The sequence below is a fragment of the Sporosarcina sp. BI001-red genome, assembly GCF_003384035.1.
GTDB lineage: Bacteria > Bacillota > Bacilli > Bacillales_A > Planococcaceae > Sporosarcina.
On sequence record NZ_QQAK01000010.1, the window covers coordinates 108,861 to 125,824 of the forward strand.

Genomic DNA, 16,964 nt, shown 5'->3' on the forward strand with positions numbered 1-16,964 from the left:
TTTAGGGATGGGCTAGTACGCTGGAAGACAGTGATATCATTTTGCCCGACACATAAGACAAATTGCCAATCACTGCTAGTTGATTCTCCGACATATGGCGAAGTTTCTCGATCACATCGGACGATTTCTCCGACACCTAGCTTAATTTCTCGATAACGGGACACAATTCAACTGTGTTAAGGGATTAATTGGTAGTGCTTCGCTTGTTCGGGGATGGGCTAGTACGCTGAGTGTTTATGATTTCAAGTTGTCCGACAGTTATGATGGTTTGCTCGACACTGGGAGTAGATTCTCCGACACATAGCGAAGTTTCTCGATCACATCGGGCAATTTCTCCGACACCTAGCGAAGTTTCTCGATAAAGGGACACAATTCAACCGATTTAAAGGATTAATTGGGTGCGCTTCGCTTGTTTGGGGAGGGCTAGTACGCTGGAAGACAGTGATATCATTTTGCCCGACACTTAAGAAGGATTGACGATCATTGCGAGTAGTTTCCCCGACAGTCCACCGAGTTTCTCGATCACATAGGGCAATTTCTCCGACACCTAGCGGAATTTCTCGATAACGGGACACAATTCAACGAATTCAAGGAATTAATTGGATGCGCTTCGCTTGTTTAGGGATGGGCTAGTACGCTGAGTGTTTATGATTTCAAGTTGTCCGACAGTTATGATGGTTTGCTTGACACTGGGAGTAGATTCTCCGACACATAGCGAAGTTTCTCGATCACATCGGACGATTTCTCCGACACCTAGCCGAATTTCTCGATAACGGGACACAATTCAACGGATTTAAGGGATTTAAGGGATTAATTGGGTGCGCTTCGCTTGTTCAGGAGGGGCTAGTCGGCACGCGTTTGTTTCCTTGAATACAATCGCCGTTGAATGCTTTAGATGAACTGCATATCAATCCATAGAAACTACCTCTCAGTAGAACCTTTTCTGAGAGGTTTTTTTCTATGGCTAATTCTAGTGAACGTGATTCTTCGCTTTTCATAGAGAGGAGAACTTGCATCTCTACTGTTCAAAAATGCAAAATTGAATAATACGGTAATTTCACTTTGAAACCCCTTACAGTTTCGCTGACTAGAGTATAGAATGGGTTTACATTAGTAAATGCGTAAGTGAGGAGAGGGTTGTTAGAACATGTTGGATATACGGCGTGTACAATTAGTGTCACTTTTGGCAGACGAATCAAAGCCGATTAAAAGTGAAATCTTATCAACTTATATGGGAATCTCTCAGCGCTCTGTTTACTATGATATTACGAATATCAATGACTGGCTTGACTCTAAAAAGTTACCGTTAATCGAAACGATTTATGGTGAAGGACTTATACTTCCAGAGGTAACAAAGAAGGTATTGCAAGAGGAAGGTGTTTTGAGTCATAAACAATGGGAATACCATTTTTCTAGTGACGAGCGTATTGCCGTTTTATTGGTTGTATTGTTAACCCAGTCCGGGGCGGTCACTATGAAAAAACTGATGGACGCGGTACAAATGAGTCGTGGAACTGTATTTAAGGATTTACAAGAGCTAAAAGAAATCCTTATAGATGAACAGTTAACTTGTGAGTTTGAAAAAGCCTCTGGATACTTTATTCAAGGGTCTGAGGAAAATAAACGAAGGGTCTTGTTACTATTCCTTTACCGCATCAAGTATCAGTATAAGTGGACGGAAAAGCTTCCTTTTTTACATCAGTTATCAAGTATACTTTGCATATTTTTCCGATCAGAGAAACAAGAGTTTTTCAAGAAGTTAATCTTTAAAACTGAAAAGGAACTTGGGTTATTGATGACAGAGGAAAGTTCTCACCTTCTATTGATTCAACTCCTGATTATGATAGATAGGGTCCGAGATAAACATTTGGTATTCATAGAATCTGACGAAATTTCTATATTACAAGAGACTGCGTATTATCAGGCTGCCGAGAAAATTTTGAAAGTACTTGAGACTCCATTCAATACAACCTTTCCAGAAAGTGAAATCAGCTATTTAGCGCGCCAGTTACAAAGTTTTAAAGTCGCTCACTTTAAGTCTATGCACTACTCGTCCCAAGAGTTAGATGACTTGAAATTCGTTGTCCATCGGATGGTCATGGAATTCCAATTAAAAGCATGTGTGTTGTTTGATATGAGGGAAGAGCTAGAACGTAATTTGCTGGCACACATAAAGCCCACCTATTACAGGCTGAAATATAATGTACCGTATTCAAGCTTCATTGTGAAAGAAGTGCAAGAAAACTATCCAGATATATTTAGCTTCACGAAACAAGTGATTAGTCATCTTGAATTCTACGTCAGGAAAAAGATACCTGATGAAGAAGTCGCTTATATCGCATTACACTTTGGGGGGTGGTTATCGCGGGAAAAGAAAGAAATCAGCATAAGGCACCGCGCACTCGTAGTGTGTGCAAATGGCATTGGAACGTCCACGATGATTCGCAAGCAAGTAGAAGATTTAATTGAAGGCCTCCATGTAATCGCAATTCAATCGCTTCACGACTATGAAGAAGATTGTGATGTGGATGTCATTATTACTACAAGTTCACAACTTGAACACCCCACAATCCCAGTCTTTTGTGTTCCGGCAATCCTAACCAATGAAAACAAAGCTAATTTACTTTGGGAATTTAATCGGCTGTTCTCTGAAGAGAATAGACATTCACTATATGTGGATTCACTTATGAAAACGATTAAGAAGCATGCCTATGTTCATGATGAAGTTGGGCTCATGAGATCGATTTTAACCATATTAGAACAACCCAATCTCATGCTAAAGGAGGATGGAAAACCAATGCTTTGTGATTTATTGACGAATGAAACCATACAATTTACGGACAGCGTTTCAAATTGGAAGGAAGCGATTCGTCTCGCTAGTGAGCCATTATTGAAAAATAATTCGATTGAATTAACGTATGTAGATTCAATGATTCAAAACGTGGAAGAATTAGGTCCTTATATTGTATTGACAAAAGGCATGGCACTTCCACATAGCCGACCTGAAAATGGAGTGCAAAAGGTTGGAATGAGCCTTTTGCGGGTTAGGGATGCAGTAGCATTTTCTGACCAAGAAAAGCATCAAGCAAATTTAATTATTGTACTAGCAGCTGCAGATAACGAAACACATTTGACCGCACTATCGCAACTGTCAGATCTGTTATCTGAAGAAGAAAACTTGCAAAAACTAATTGCAGCTAATTCAGTTGAAGATGTGTTAAAAGTTATATCATAAAACTTTAGAAAATGGAGGAGATTTTAATGAAGAAAGTATTAGTTGTGTGTGGAAATGGTTTGGGGAGCAGTATGATTGTAGAAATGAATGCGAATGCTATTTTGAAAGACTTGGGTCTAGAAGCTAGTGTATCTCATACTGATCTAACGACAGCTAAGACAGAACCAGCAGATTTGTATATTGGTTCAGAAGATATCGTTGGTAGTCTGGAAGACGGTAAAAAGAATATCGTTATGTTGAAAAATATAATGGATAAAAAAGAATTGAGAGCGGCATTGGAGAATAATTTGTAACTAATAAAGATCACCCTTAAATGAGAGGAGTGTTGAGATGATTGACTTAATTATGAATGATATATTGGGAACGCCTGCAATACTAGTCGGACTGTTTGCTCTTGTAGGATTACTAGTTCAAAAGAAGAATTCAGGCGATGTCGTATCAGGAACGCTTAAAACGGTTATGGGTTTTGTTATCCTCGGTGCTGGAGCGAATGTGTTAGTCCAATCACTCGATAAGTTTTCAAGTATGTTTGATCATGCTTTTTCGATGGAAGGTGTTATTCCAAACAATGAAGCAATTGTTGCGCTAGCTCAGGAAAGTTTTGGGACAGAAACTGCAATGATTATGCTTTTTGGAATGATTGTAAATATTGGTTTTGCTCGATTCACACCTTACAAGTATATCTTTTTAACGGGACACCATACGATGTTCATGGCTTGTATGATTGCCGTTATCTTGAAAACTGGAGGTATGTCAGGTATTGGAATGGTACTCCTAGGTTCCATTATATTAGGGGCTATCATGGTTCTCTTTCCTGCAATGTTGCAACCTTATACTCGTAAAATCACAGGGTCAGATGACTTTGCAATCGGCCACTTTGGTTCTTTTGGATACCTTGTGTCAGCTAACGTTGGAAAACTTGTTGGCAAAAACTCAAAGTCTACGGAAGAACTGAAGGTTCCTAAGTCATTAGGATTCCTAAGGGATACATCGGTTGCAGTCTCTCTAACAATGGTACTTTTGTTTTTCGTAGTAGCTGCATTTGCTGGCCCCGCATTTGTTGAAGCTGAACTGAGCGGCGGACAGAACTTTTTAGTCTTTGCCTTCATGCAAGGACTGACATTTGCGGCAGGTGTGTACATCATTCTTGCTGGTGTTAGAATGCTTCTAGGTGAAATTGTTCCAGCGTTTAAAGGAATAGCGGATAAGCTTGTTCCAAATGCAAAACCGGCACTCGATTGTCCAGCAATCTTCCCTTTTGCAAGTAACGCTGTGATCATCGGATTCTTCTTTAGTTTTATAGCAGGGTTACTCAGTATGTTTTTACTACCACTTCTTGGATTGAAAGTTATTGTCCCAGGTCTCGTTCCTCACTTCTTTACGGGTGCAGCGGCAGGAGTATTCGGGAACTCTACAGGTGGTAGAAAAGGTGCGATCTTTGGTTCAATGGCAAACGGGTTCATTATTAGTTTCTTGCCAGCATTATTGTTACCGATCCTTGGTACGCTTGGTTTCCAAGGCACAACGTTTGGAGATGCAGACTTTGGCGTAGTTGGAATCGTGCTTGGTAATATTACAAACTTGGTCCAATCGAATCTTCTCGTCACACTTATTGTCTTACTAATTCTTGCGCTATCCTTCGCACTTGGATGGAAGTCTATGAAGAAGTTGGAGAACAGTGATGTAGCTTAATGATTTTGAGTGAAGTTGAAAAAGGAAATAACAGACCTACAGTTTACTATATTCTGTAGGTCTTTTTTTGCGTTAAATCACCGGTGAATTAGGAGTTCGCTGAAAGAATATGCTCAATTGGAATTTATATAAACCTTCTGAACTATACTTGACAGACAATTAAAAATTTCCATTGCATTCAGTTTAATGATTATGCTATAGTCATAAAAATTACACTCACACAGTAATCGGAGGTCGGTGTTGTGGAAGAAATTCATAATCGAATTAAGAGCTTGCGGGTTGAGCGCAATCTGACTTTGAAAGAAATGAGTGATCAGACCGGGTTGTCACTTAGCTTTTTATCGCAAATTGAAAGAGGGACATCTTCTCTTTCTATCAGTTCGCTGAAAAAGATTTCGGATGCACTTGGCATCCATATCAATTACTTTTTTGAAGAAGAACAAGAAACACAAACCTTTGTCATGCGGGCAGATGATCATCATTCGTTTACAACAACGAAAGGAAGTCAGATCTATTCGCGATTGACAGGGACTTTTAACAATCGCCGGCTGGAGCCGCTGAAAGTGACGCTGCCTCCGCGAATGCATGAAGAGCATCCATACAGTCATAGCGGGGAAGAATTTTATTACGTTCTCGACGGTGAAGTCATTTTCTATTTGAACAATGAAAAACATCATTTGTACGAAGGGGATACCATACATTTTCCTTCAAGTCTGATTCATCAGTGGGAGAATCCGTTAGAAACTGAAAGTTCTGTATTGAGTATTGTGACACCTATTATATTTTAACGAGGAGTGAGTCGGATGAGAGTAGCAACAGATATCGGAGGTACGTTTACAGACTTAGTGTACGTTGACCAATATGGAGAAATCGGAGTCGCAAAGAGCAGTACGACACCGCCTAACTTTGAAAAGGGCGTTCTAGACGTGATCAAAAAGAGTGGAATTGATCAGTCACAATTATCGATGTTCATTCACGGGACGACTGTCATTATCAACGCTCTTACTGAACGAAAAGGCGCTAAAACAGCTCTTATTACAACAAAAGGATTCCGTGATGTGCTGGAAATCGCACGGGGCAACCGACCGGATCTGTTCAATGTGAACTATGAGAAGCCGACACCGTTTGTAGAACGGTATTTGCGTCAAGAAGTGAACGAGCGTTTGAGTTATAAAGGTGAAGTATTGACTCCGCTTGAAATTGAAGACGTCAAGGCATGTGTCGAGTTCTTTAAAAAGGAGCAAGTTGAAGCGATTGCTGTGTCCTACTTGCATGCGTATGCAAATCCAGCTCACGAGAAACAGACAGCAGAACTGATTCAACAACTATGGCCTGAAGTGAAAGTGACGATTTCCAGTGACATCGTTCAAGAATGGCGAGAGTATGAACGGACGAATACGACGGTGCTAAATGCATACGTTCAACCTGTAGCTCAATCGTATATCAATCGCTTGGAGACAGAGTTGAAGGCGCAAAGTAATGTTGAGCAGTTATACATTATGCAGTCAAACGGTGGAACGACGACGTTTGACAGTGCGAAAGAAACTCCAATTAGCATGGTAGAGTCTGGACCGGTTGCTGGGATCTTTGGAGCAGCGGTGTTGGGTGAAATGATCGGTGAGAAGAACATTATCGCATTTGATATCGGTGGAACAACTGCGAAGTGTTCATTGATTGAAAATGGTGAAGTAAAAGTTTCGACTGATTATTATATCGAAAAAGATAGTCGTCATGCAGGATATCCCATCAAGACGCCGGTTGTTGATATCGTTGAGATAGGAAATGGTGGTGGTTCGATTGCTTGGATCGATCCAGCAGGTTCGTTAAAAGTTGGCCCACAATCTGCGGGTGCGTTCCCTGGTCCGATTGCTTATGGACAAGGTGGGACGGAACCGACAACGACAGATGCAAATCTGTTAACAGGACGCTTGTCATCGAAGAATTTTGATTATGAAGTGGACTTGGAAGCTGTTAAATCAGCAATCCAATCGAAAATTGGGTCTCGCTTTGACATGACAGCCGAAGAGGCGGCACTTGGGATCATCCGCATTGCGAACTCGAATATGCTGAATGCCTTAAAGCTAATCTCAATCCGGAAAGGTCACAATCCTAAAGACTTCACGCTGCTAGCTTTTGGCGGTGGCGGTTCAATGCACGCACCTGCGCTCGCACTCGAGCTTGGTGTGAAAAAAGTTGTAGTTCCGATTGCATCACCTGTGTTCTCTGCTTGGGGAATGCTGTTGACGGATCTGCGTCACGATTACATCAAAACGTACATTAAGCGAATGAATGAGTTGACGTTAGATGAAATCAACGAAGCATGGACGACAATAGAAACGCAAGCCTTGCATCATTTTGAGGAAGAAGGAATGACCGCTGAACAGGTGGAGTACCACCGTTTTGCTGATATGCGTTATCTTGGGCAAGAGCATACGGTGAAAGTTCCGGTTGAAAACGAAGCATGGACTGAAGCGAGTAAACAAAAGGCGATTGAAGACTTCCACAATCTTCATGAAAAGAATTACACATTTAAATTAGAAGACGCGCAAACAGAAATTGTTAATCTGCACTTGACGGCTTTCGGTAAGGTAGAAAAGCCTGAAATTAAAAAGCAAATCAAAGCAGGCACACTAGAATCCGCATTTAAAGAAAAGCGCGAAGTCTACTTTGAAAATGAAGGATGGCTGACGACGAATGTTTACGATCGGGAGAAGTTACCGACGAACGAAGTCGTGCAAGGACCTGCCATTATCGAAGAGAAGGCCGCAGTTACAGTGATTTACAAACAGCAACTGCTACATGCAGATGAATATGGGAATCTCATCATCGTAAAGGAGGAGAACTGATATGACGCACACGACAACAATTGATCCATTTACTCTTGAAATCGTGAAAGATTCATTACTTGCTACTGGAGATGAAATGTTTGATGCACTCGCGAGAACTTCGATGAGTCCAATCATCTATGAGGTACTGGATTATGCAAGTGGGTTGACGGATGCAGAAGGGAATCTGCTAACTCAAGGGAATGGTGTGACAGGTTTCATCGGGATGTTGACGTTCATGGTGAAGGAAACGCTGGCGAAATACCCTGGAGACAAGTTGAAGGAAGGCGACATCATTATTATTAATGATCCTTATCAAGGCGGAGGATCTCACCTTTCAGATGTTGGATTGGTCATGCCGATCTTTGTAGATGGTGAGCTGATTGCGTTCTCTGCCAATAAGGCGCATTGGACGGAAGTGGGAGGGAAAGATCCGGGTTCCTTTACGAATGATTCCGTAGATATCTTCCAAGAAGGTCTTCAATTCTCTTGTCTTAAACTGTATGACGAAGGAAAAGTGAATGATGTTTTAGTTGAAATGATCCGGTCGAATGTCCGTTTTCCAGAGTTGTCACTCGGAGATATGTGGGCACAAGTTGCAGCACTTAAAACGGGTGGCCGCAGGTTGAATGAGCTTTGTAAAAAACATTCGACAAAAACGATTCTTGCTGCAATCGAGTATTTGCTGGATCACGGTGAAGCTTTATCACGCAAGGAATTAAAGAAGCTGCCTAAAGGTGTTTTCTATGCAGAAGATTTCATTGACACAGACGGAATTGGAAATGGGCCTTTCCCTATTAAAGTTAAAGTGACAATTACGGATGATGAATTCATTTGTGATTTCAGAGGCAGTTCCCCTCAAGTCCCGGGGCCAATGAATTGCTCGAAAACAGGACTAATCTCTGCTGTACGTGTGATTTTCCTAGCAATTACGAACCCGGAACAAGATGTGAATGATGGGGTATTCCGACCGTTGAAAATTTTAACAGATCCGAAATCTATCATGTCAGCGGAACGTCCAGTCCCTGTATCGAACTACTTTGAAACGTTGTTAGGCAGCTTGGATTTAGTATGGAAAGCAATGGCACCACATGTACCCGAACGCTTAAATGCAGGACACTTTTTATCTGTTTGTGCAGTGACGTTGTCGGGGACTCATCATGATACGGACGAATCGTTCTTGATTGTAGAACCATCTGTTGGCGGATGGGGTGCATCGAATCGGAAAGATGGGGCATCTGGACAGTTTTGCATGAGTGATGGTGAAACGTACAATGTTCCTGTAGAAGTTGCTGAAACACGTTACGGTGTCATGTTGGATGAATATAGTTTACGTGAAGATGGAAATGGAACTGGAGCAGGAGAGTTTGTTGGCGGTAAAGGGGTCACTCGATCTTACCGTGCTATGACGGACGGACAAGCAGTCACAGTCACATATGGTCGCAACAAGTTCATGCCGTGGGGAATTAGTGGCGGCCATGACGGATCTCCAAACGAATTCTTTGTGGATAAAACCGATGGCACAACAGACGGTCCTTACGGTGTGTATGCTAGATATCCTTTGAACAAAGGTGACGTAGTAAGACTTGTCACAGGTACGGGCGGCGGATACGGAAATCCGTTAAAACGAGAAGCGCAACAAGTAGTGAGAGATGTGAAGAATGGCTATTTCACAGTCGAAGAAGCACGTACGGTTTTCGGTGTAGAAGTCGATATGGATACGTTTGAATATAGAGAACTTGAGAGCAGAACACACTAAAAGGAGATGGATCAGATGAAAAAACAAGCAGCGCAAGATACAAAGGAAATCGTACAAAACCTGTTTCACGATCAATTCAAAAATGCAGAAGTGAAATTCGGATATGTGTCGATACCGGCAGGCGAGCGATTGCCGGCTGAAGGAACAACTTTCCACGAGGAACAGGAGTATTCGTTCATTACAAAAGGGTCACTTATTGGTGAATCGGGAGGGGTGCCGTTTGAAATGACGTCAGGGGAAGCGTCGTTCATTCCTGCAAAAGAATTGCATTGGTGTATGAACAACGGTGATGAACCAGTGGAAATCGTGTTTGCCTTAGTGAATGCATAAGCTGCCAGGGGAAATTAGATAGGAAAAAGGAGTGAGCCGATGGACGGTCAAAAAGAGAATACGAAAGCGCATAACGATATACTTGGCCAAGATAATGCATTGGCTCCTGTTCCGGAAAATCAGCGTCAGCATTGGCTGACGCCTGCAGTTATATTTGGAGGACTGGAATTCACGATTCCAGTTCTCATGGTAGGTGCTTCTTTAACAGCGAGTTTCGGGATGACGAAGATTCTTTTCATTCTGATCATCGCACTATTCGGTTTCCAGTGGGCAGGTAATGCATTACAAGGGTATATCGGCGCTAAGACGGGGCGTTCTTCATCCGTAATTGCCAAGTCGAGTTTTGGAACCGTACAAGCGCGCTTTATTGTCGGATTCACGATTTTCATTGTGTCACTTGGCTGGTGGGCGTTGCAGACTGCAGTTGCAGGAAATGCGATGTCTGCAATGTTCGGTATTGATTATCAAACAAATTGGATTGGGTGGGCACTCGTTACGACTGTTGCGGGTCTTTTGTTCGCACTTCCTTCTATTATTGGGTATAACTCGATGAAATGGACCGATTATTTGGCGGTTCCTTCAGGATTGCTGCTGATTATTGGTGGAATCTATTTGACGATGAAAAATACGGGATTGCATAAGATTATGGAATGGAATCCTGAACCGAGTATGACGATTTTAGCTGGAATTAGTTTGGTAATTGGTGTAAACGTATCCCAATGGGTAATCGCGTCAGACTATACGCGCTATGCGAAACCTGTTTGGCGTGACAACTGGATTATTCCAAGCGGTATTGCCGTAATTGGATTCCCGTTGTTCATCGTAGGGGCAATCATGTCCGTAGGTGTTGGAGATGCAGACATCGTCAATGTCATGATGAATTTAGGGTTTCCGTTTTGGGGCTTCTTGATTTTGTGGCTTGCGACGTGGACTTCCCAACTCGTCAATAACTACAGTATGGGATTAGCGCTTGCGAATTTATTGAATGTGAACTCAAGTCGCGGTCGTGCGCTGTTGACGTTGATCGGGACGATTCTAGCAATAATTGTCGCGCTTGCGGGAATCCTTCAGTACTTTGAAGACTTCCTATACTTGACGGCTCTCTTGTATCCGGCGATTGCGGGCGTAATGATGGGAGATTTCTTCATTATCCGTAAGCAAAAGTGGGTTGAGATTCCAGGTTGGAACTGGATGGCAACAATCGCAGTAGTAGCTGGTGTCGTAGTTGGATATTTGACTCAGTACGTGTATCCAATGGGGTTACCGGCTGTTCAATCTCTACTAGCTTCCATTCTTGCATATGTCATCGCGATGAAAGTGAAGAAGAATGTATCACCTGATCAGTTTACGGAAGAGCATCATTAAGTTAGATGGTGCTTGTTAAATAGACGTTGATATTCGTAAATAGGTTAGTGGTGTACGATGATGGATTCGGCAACATGGCACAATTGAAGTGTTTCTAAGGGATTAATTGGGTGCGCTGCGCTTGTTTAGGGAAGGGCTAGTACGCTTTAAGACAGTGATATCAATTTGCCCGACAGTTAAGATCAATTGCCAATCATTGAGAGTAGATTCTCCGACACTTAGGGGAGTTTCTCAATCACATCGGGCGATTTCTCCGACACCTAGCGAAGTTTCTCGATAACGGGACACAAATCGAGCGTGTTAAGGGATTAATTGGGTGCGCTTCGCTTGTTTAGGGAAGGGTTAGTACGCTGAGTGTTTGTGACTTCAAGTTGTCCGACAGTTGGAGTTAATTCTCCGACACTTGGCGAAGTTTCTCGATCACATCGGGCGATTTCTCCGACACCTAGCGAAATTTCTCGATAACGGGACACAAATCATCCTAAAAATAAGCAAAATCAACCCCCATTCCGCATTGCGAAGTGGGGGTTGATGTTATTCTAGCGTAAGGACTAATTTCCCACGAGCATGTCGTGTTTGAGTTTTCTGGAGTGCTTCGAGTCCTTGCTCGAATGGATAGGTTTGCTCGATGACGAGCTGGTATGTACCGTCTGCAATTTCTTGAATGAGCTCTTTGACTTCATCTCGGACATCTGCTTTATGAGGCACGAATGCAGCCGTGATGCCGCGTTCGGGTTCGATGCGGTCGCCGGATATAGTAATAACAGTGCCACCGTCTTTTACGATATGCATACTTTCAGTTCCTGTTCCAGGTTGAATGGCAATCGCTGCATCGACACCGTTAGGCATCCATTCGCGGATTTCGTGTGCCCACTTCGAATCACGATAGTCGACGGTTTTATCAGCACCAAGCGATTTCATATAGTCATGGTTTTTAGGGGAAGCCGAACCCGCTACCTTCCAGCCACGTGCTTTGGCAAATTGGATGGCGAATGTCCCGATCGCACCAGAAGCACCTGCGATGAATACCGAATCGCCTTCTTTCAAATGGAGTGCAGTGAGCGCGCGCAAAACAGTGTTACCTGCGACTGGTACTGCAGCGGCTTCTTTAAAATCCATGTTTTCAGGGATGTGTAGGATGAGCGAGTCTTGTTGGACTGCTGCGAACTCTGCCCACGTTCCCCCTTTTGGTTGCATCATGCTGACGAAGGCGATGCGATCCCCTTTTTTATGGTGTGTCACCAAACTCCCGATTTCTTCAACAATCCCCGCTGCTTCAACTCCGATTGGATACGGATAGTGGATCTCTTGAGGGAGAAAATAGGAGTCATGAATCCCTACGCCTACTGCTTTTACACGCACGAGCAATTCATCCTCACTGATGACTGGAACCCTGATCTCTTCTAGCAGGATATCGTCTGGGGCGTCACTCCGTTTTACAAATGCTTTCATATAGGTTGCAACTCCTTTTGAGATTTTAGTAAATTCAGTATATCATACCGTTATTGCTGAAGTAGTAATACGGGATTGTAATAATTTTTACAATGAATTCCTGGATTTCTATGTTCTAACGAGGACGAGTCGCTGTGTACACGTATAAAGTTGTGACCATCACGAGTAATTGGAAGGGTGCGCAAGGATGGAGACGGCATTCAATCATACCGTTTTCTACGACAACAGGGGGACGACGGAATTGAAGATTGTTTTTGAAAAAGGAAGCCAAAATGGAATTGACATATGAATTTTGAGGAGCTGTTCTGCTGATAGGTCTATAAGCTTTTATTTGATTTTGAATAACAATTTTTGTTAACGCTTTACTAGGGTAAAATACTTCTTCCCTTAGACTGAATTATCTAGTATACTGCATATCATAGATTTTTTTAGATGTTCACATGAGTATATGGATTTTGATATGGATAGATTAATTGATGACAAATTTGAAATCAGTTAAATCAGAAATTATAGGTAGATAATGAATCAGAGAGAGTGTGATTCAACTTCAAATAGGTGAAGGGGGAGAATGAACATGCAAGATGGAAATGCAGCAATGGGATTGTGGAAAGATTGGCGTTTACATGCGATTGTTTTAGCAATAGTAATCGTTACGGAATTGATCGGCACGTTCAGCATTAAAGTCGGTCCTGGGGTCGTGTTGTTACTTCCGATGTTATACGCGCTCGTCATAGGAATTATTTTATACTTTACACCGGCTGTGAAAGAGCGGCAGTCCATCAATGCGGAGCCTATTATTGTGCTGGGAGTTTCGTTATTGCTTGCCAAAATCGGGGTCATTATCGGACCTTCATTGCCAGAGGTGATCGCAGCGGGGCCTGCTCTTTTACTGCAAGAGTTCGGGAATCTAGGTACGATTTTGATCGCGTTGCCCGTTGCAGTTTGGCTTGGTATGAAGCGTGAAGCAATCGGCATGACGCACTCGGTTGGCCGTGAGCCAAACGTAGGCTTGATTATGGATAAGTACGGAATGGGTTCGCCGGAAGGGCGCGGAGTTATGGCGATGTACATTTTCGGTACCGTATTCGGTGCTGTATTCTTAGGGTTACTGTCAGGATTACTCGCTACGATTACGCCACTCAGTCCGCTATCGTTTGCGCTAGCTTCAGGTGTCGGAAGCGGAAGTATGATGGCAGCAGCGAGCGGTTCGTTGATTGCCGCGTTTCCTGAACTTGAAACGCAGATCGTTGCGTTTTCAGGAGCGAGTAACTTACTCTCCTTATCAACCGGTCTTTGGGTCAGTATCTTCATTGGACTGCCACTCACTGAAAAAATGTATGGGTGGATGACTCGGAAGAAGGAGGGGTATTGATGTTGAAAAATATTCAAGAGTGGGTTTTGTTATTGGTTATCGTAGGCGTCAGTGGCCTTGTCGGGAACTGGATTGGCTACGATATCTTCCCAATTGCCGCACTTCCGGGGATGGCGATTCTGATTGGCATATGCTTGGCAGGATTCATTTTGAAAGAGATCATCCCTGTGAATTTTCCGAGCATCGCCTATATTTCCATCATTGGGGTGGTCGTGTCGATGCCATGGTTCCCAGGTTCCGCTAAAGTGGTGGAATGGACGACTCAAGTTCAGCTGCTGGCGCTTACAACTCCTATTCTAGCCTATGCAGGGATTGCGATTGGACGTTCGTGGTCCGATTTCGTGAAGCTAGGCTGGCGGACGTTGATTGTCGCAAGCCTTGTCATGATTGGAACGTTTCTCGGTTCGGCCGTGATTGCGGAGATTATATTACGATTCCAAGGAATAATTTAATAGAGAATAGGGACCCGTCGCAATGTAGCGACTGGGTCCTTTTTGTGTTGGGATGCCGTTGTCGATCACTCCGAAGGGTTTCTCGATCAACGAAGAGTCTTTCTCCATCACATCGGACGATTTCTCCGACACCTAGCGAAGTTTCTCGATAAAGGGACACAATTCAATGGCCTTAAGGGATTAATTTGGTGCGCTGCGCTTGTTGAAGGATGGGCAATTCAACTAAGCGGGAGCAATTTTTGACTTCTCCGACACCTAGCTGTGAATGTCCGACGCTGGGAGTGATTTCTTCATCAACGAAGAGTGTTTCTCGATCACATCGGACGATATCTCCGACACCTAGCGAAGTTTCTCGATAAAGGGACACAATTCAATGGCCTTAAGGGATTAATTTGGTGCGCTGCGCTTGTTGAAGGAAGGGCAATTCAGCTAAGCGGGGGCAATTTTTGACTTCTCCGACACCTGGCTGTGAATGTCCGACGCTGGGAGTGATTTCTTCATCAACGGAGAGTGTTTCTCGATCACATCGGACGATATCTCCGACACCTAGCGAAGTTTCTCGATAAAGGGACACAATTCAACGGCCTTAAGATACTAATTGGGTGCGCTGCGCTTGTTGAAGGATGGGCAAATCAACTAAGTAGGGGCAATTTTTGACTTCTCCGACACCTGGCTGTGAATGTCCGACGCTGAGAGTGATTTCTTCATCAACGGAGAGTGTTTCTCGATCACATCGGGCGATTTCTCCGACACCTAGCGAAGTTTCTCGATAAAGGAACACAATTCAACGACCTTAAGGGACTATTTAAGCGCTGCGTTTGTTGAAGGACGGGCAATTCAGCTAAGCGAGGGCAATTTTTGACTTCTCCGACACCTGGCTGTGAATGCCCGACGCTGGGAGTGATTTCTTCATCAACGAAGAGTGTTTCTCCATCACATCGGTCGATTTCTCCGACACCTAGCGAAGTTTCTCGATAAAGGGACACAATTCAACGGCCATAAGGGACTAATTGGATGCGCTGCGCTTGTTTAGGGAAGGGCAATTCAGCTAAGCGAGGGCAATTTTGACTTCTCCGACACCTAGCTGTGAATGCCCGACGCTGGGAGTGATTTCTTCTTCAACGAAGAGTGTTTCTCGATCACATCGGACGATTTCTCCGACACCTAGCGAAGTTTCTCGATAAAGGGACACAATTCAATGGCCTTAAGAGATTAATTGGGTGCGCTGCGCTTGTTGAAAGATGGCTCAGGAGGATAGCACCAGAATGGAGGCATGAAGAGAATTGATTGATTACAAAGCAATTCGTTTTATGATTAAAAAACGAATAAAAGTTGTTTTTTAATCTTCCAGACTAAAAAACTAGAACGTTCACAAATCGTTCGAAATAAGATACTTTTAGCCTATGGAAAAAACTTTTTAAACTTATTTCTCTTAATTTTTTATCTCTTAGAACCGTTATAGCGTCTAAGATAATCATGATTACCATTTAACAGCTATACCGGAAAAGTCTGAAAACCCGTTTGTAATGAAAAATTAGGTGTGATACGGTTAATAACGTATTGAAAAATTGCTTTATGAAAATATCAAGGAGGAGAAAAATGAGAAAAGCGTTAGTTGGTTTTTTGGCAATCATGATGCTAGTCGTTTTAGCAGCATGTGGGGAAGATAGTAGTGGTAGTAAGCTAGAAGATTTGAAAGAGAAAGGCGTTGTCAAAGTCGGCTTTGCCAATGAGAAACCGTATGCGTATGAAGAGGATGGAGAGTTGCAAGGTGCTGCGGTTGCTATTGCCAAAGCGGTCTTTGAAAACCTGGGGATAGACGAAGTCGACGGGAAGTTGTCGGAATTCGGGAACTTGATTCCAGGCTTAGGCGCAGGGAAGTTTGACGTCATTACAGCGGGAATGGCGATTACACCGGACCGTTGTGGAAACGTGGCGTTTGGTGAACCGGAAATTAAATATGGTGAAGGATTAATCGTTGAAAAAGGTAATCCGATGAACTTGATGAGCTATAAAGATATTGCTGCGAATCCTGAAGTTAAAGTTGCAGTAATGAGTGGTGCGACAGAGAAAGAATTCATGATCAAAGAAGGCGTTGCTGAGAGCCAAATCATGATGGTTCCTGACATTCCAGCATCATTTTCAGCAGTTGAATCTGGACGTGCGACAGTCACAACAGGTACAGAAATGACGATTAAAATGGCACTTGAATCGGCTAACATCGACAAGCTTGAATTTGTAAATGAATTCGAACAGCCGGAAATCGAAGGTGTTCCTAGTTATGGTGCTGCAGCGTTCTTGAACGAAGACGATGAGTTACGTGAAGCATATAATGCGGAGCTGAAAAAGATGAAGGAAAACGGCGAAATTGCAGCATTGATCGAACCGTTTGGCTTTACTGAAGAAATGAACACGGTCGATAACGACATTACGACTGAAAGTGTTTGTAGCGGTGAAAATTACTAAGAAAACGATCGGGTCA

Annotated in this window: 13 protein-coding genes; 11 read left to right on the top strand and 2 right to left on the bottom strand. The window is 43.1% G+C overall.

Going from position 1 to position 16,964, the window contains the following annotated elements:
• Nucleotides 1–1,147 precede the first annotated feature (1,147 nt).
• From DVB69_RS05355 to DVB69_RS05390, 8 genes are all read left to right on the top strand, one after another.
• Nucleotides 1,148–3,235: a BglG family transcription antiterminator gene (locus tag DVB69_RS05355; RefSeq protein ID WP_116017349.1), complete on the top strand. Its 2,088-nt coding sequence runs from the start codon at nt 1,148–1,150 to the stop codon at nt 3,233–3,235.
• Nucleotides 3,236–3,261: 26 nt separating this feature from the next.
• Nucleotides 3,262–3,528, top strand: coding sequence for a PTS sugar transporter subunit IIB (locus tag DVB69_RS05360; protein WP_116017351.1), 267 nt, complete (start codon nt 3,262–3,264; stop codon nt 3,526–3,528).
• 37 nt (nt 3,529–3,565) lie between these two features.
• Nucleotides 3,566–4,927 carry a PTS ascorbate transporter subunit IIC gene (locus tag DVB69_RS05365; protein ID WP_116017353.1) on the top strand — a complete coding sequence of 454 codons (1,362 nt, stop codon included), beginning with the start codon at nt 3,566–3,568 and terminating at the stop codon, nt 4,925–4,927.
• Between the two features lie 242 nt (nt 4,928–5,169).
• The gene (locus DVB69_RS05370) at nt 5,170–5,715 is read left to right on the top strand and encodes a helix-turn-helix domain-containing protein (RefSeq protein ID WP_116017355.1); all 546 of its coding nucleotides are present in this window, start codon (nt 5,170–5,172) and stop codon (nt 5,713–5,715) included.
• Nucleotides 5,716–5,730: 15 nt separating this feature from the next.
• Nucleotides 5,731–7,773 (top strand): hydantoinase/oxoprolinase family protein, encoded by a 2,043-nt coding sequence (locus DVB69_RS05375; RefSeq protein WP_116017357.1) that lies wholly within the window; start codon nt 5,731–5,733, stop codon nt 7,771–7,773.
• 1 nt (nt 7,774) lies between these two features.
• Nucleotides 7,775–9,511, top strand: coding sequence for a hydantoinase B/oxoprolinase family protein (locus tag DVB69_RS05380; RefSeq protein ID WP_116017359.1), 1,737 nt, complete (start codon nt 7,775–7,777; stop codon nt 9,509–9,511).
• A 15-nt stretch (nt 9,512–9,526) separates the two neighbouring features.
• Entirely contained in the window at nt 9,527–9,841 is a 315-nt protein-coding gene (locus tag DVB69_RS05385; protein ID WP_116017361.1) for a cupin domain-containing protein, read from the top strand.
• 39 nt (nt 9,842–9,880) lie between these two features.
• Nucleotides 9,881–11,206, top strand: a complete 1,326-nt coding sequence (locus DVB69_RS05390; RefSeq protein ID WP_116017363.1) for a purine-cytosine permease family protein — start codon at nt 9,881–9,883, stop codon at nt 11,204–11,206.
• A 534-nt stretch (nt 11,207–11,740) separates the two neighbouring features.
• On the opposite strand, the gene DVB69_RS05395 is transcribed toward DVB69_RS05390, so the two are convergent.
• Nucleotides 11,741–12,658, bottom strand: coding sequence for an NADP-dependent oxidoreductase (locus DVB69_RS05395; protein WP_116017373.1), 918 nt, complete (start codon nt 12,656–12,658; stop codon nt 11,741–11,743).
• 574 nt (nt 12,659–13,232) lie between these two features.
• Here DVB69_RS05395 and DVB69_RS05400 point away from each other — a divergent pair.
• Together DVB69_RS05400 and DVB69_RS05405 are read left to right on the top strand one after the other, a co-directional pair.
• Nucleotides 13,233–14,030, top strand: a complete 798-nt coding sequence (locus tag DVB69_RS05400) for a DUF3100 domain-containing protein (RefSeq protein ID WP_199562807.1) — start codon at nt 13,233–13,235, stop codon at nt 14,028–14,030.
• Nucleotides 14,030–14,482 (top strand): hypothetical protein, encoded by a 453-nt coding sequence (locus DVB69_RS05405; RefSeq protein WP_116017375.1) that lies wholly within the window; start codon nt 14,030–14,032, stop codon nt 14,480–14,482. The genes DVB69_RS05400 and DVB69_RS05405 overlap by 1 nt, the downstream gene beginning before the upstream one ends.
• A 586-nt stretch (nt 14,483–15,068) precedes the next feature.
• Here the strand turns inward: DVB69_RS05405 and DVB69_RS17445 are convergent.
• Complete coding sequence (locus tag DVB69_RS17445) at nt 15,069–15,263, bottom strand: hypothetical protein (RefSeq protein ID WP_147300755.1); 195 nt, start codon at nt 15,261–15,263, stop codon at nt 15,069–15,071.
• 818 nt (nt 15,264–16,081) lie between these two features.
• Here DVB69_RS17445 and ehuB point away from each other — a divergent pair.
• Complete coding sequence (gene ehuB / locus DVB69_RS05410) at nt 16,082–16,948, top strand: ectoine/hydroxyectoine ABC transporter substrate-binding protein EhuB (protein WP_116017377.1); 867 nt, start codon at nt 16,082–16,084, stop codon at nt 16,946–16,948.
• Nucleotides 16,949–16,964 lie beyond the last annotated feature (16 nt).

Bases quoted from the DNA above. Each gene is read 5' to 3' on its own strand.
- DVB69_RS05355 (WP_116017349.1), top strand. From the start codon at position 1,148: ATGTTGGATATACGGCGTGTACAATTAGTGTCACTTTTGGCAGACGAA.
- DVB69_RS05360 (WP_116017351.1), top strand. From the start codon at position 3,262: ATGAAGAAAGTATTAGTTGTGTGTGGAAATGGTTTGGGGAGCAGTATG.
- DVB69_RS05365 (WP_116017353.1), top strand. From the start codon at position 3,566: ATGATTGACTTAATTATGAATGATATATTGGGAACGCCTGCAATACTA.
- DVB69_RS05375 (WP_116017357.1), top strand. From the start codon at position 5,731: ATGAGAGTAGCAACAGATATCGGAGGTACGTTTACAGACTTAGTGTAC.
- DVB69_RS05380 (WP_116017359.1), top strand. From the start codon at position 7,775: ATGACGCACACGACAACAATTGATCCATTTACTCTTGAAATCGTGAAA.
- DVB69_RS05385 (WP_116017361.1), top strand. From the start codon at position 9,527: ATGAAAAAACAAGCAGCGCAAGATACAAAGGAAATCGTACAAAACCTG.
- DVB69_RS05390 (WP_116017363.1), top strand. From the start codon at position 9,881: ATGGACGGTCAAAAAGAGAATACGAAAGCGCATAACGATATACTTGGC.
- DVB69_RS05395 (WP_116017373.1), bottom strand. From the start codon at position 12,658: ATGAAAGCATTTGTAAAACGGAGTGACGCCCCAGACGATATCCTGCTA.
- DVB69_RS05400 (WP_199562807.1), top strand. From the start codon at position 13,233: ATGCAAGATGGAAATGCAGCAATGGGATTGTGGAAAGATTGGCGTTTA.
- DVB69_RS05405 (WP_116017375.1), top strand. From the start codon at position 14,030: ATGTTGAAAAATATTCAAGAGTGGGTTTTGTTATTGGTTATCGTAGGC.
- ehuB (WP_116017377.1), top strand. From the start codon at position 16,082: ATGAGAAAAGCGTTAGTTGGTTTTTTGGCAATCATGATGCTAGTCGTT.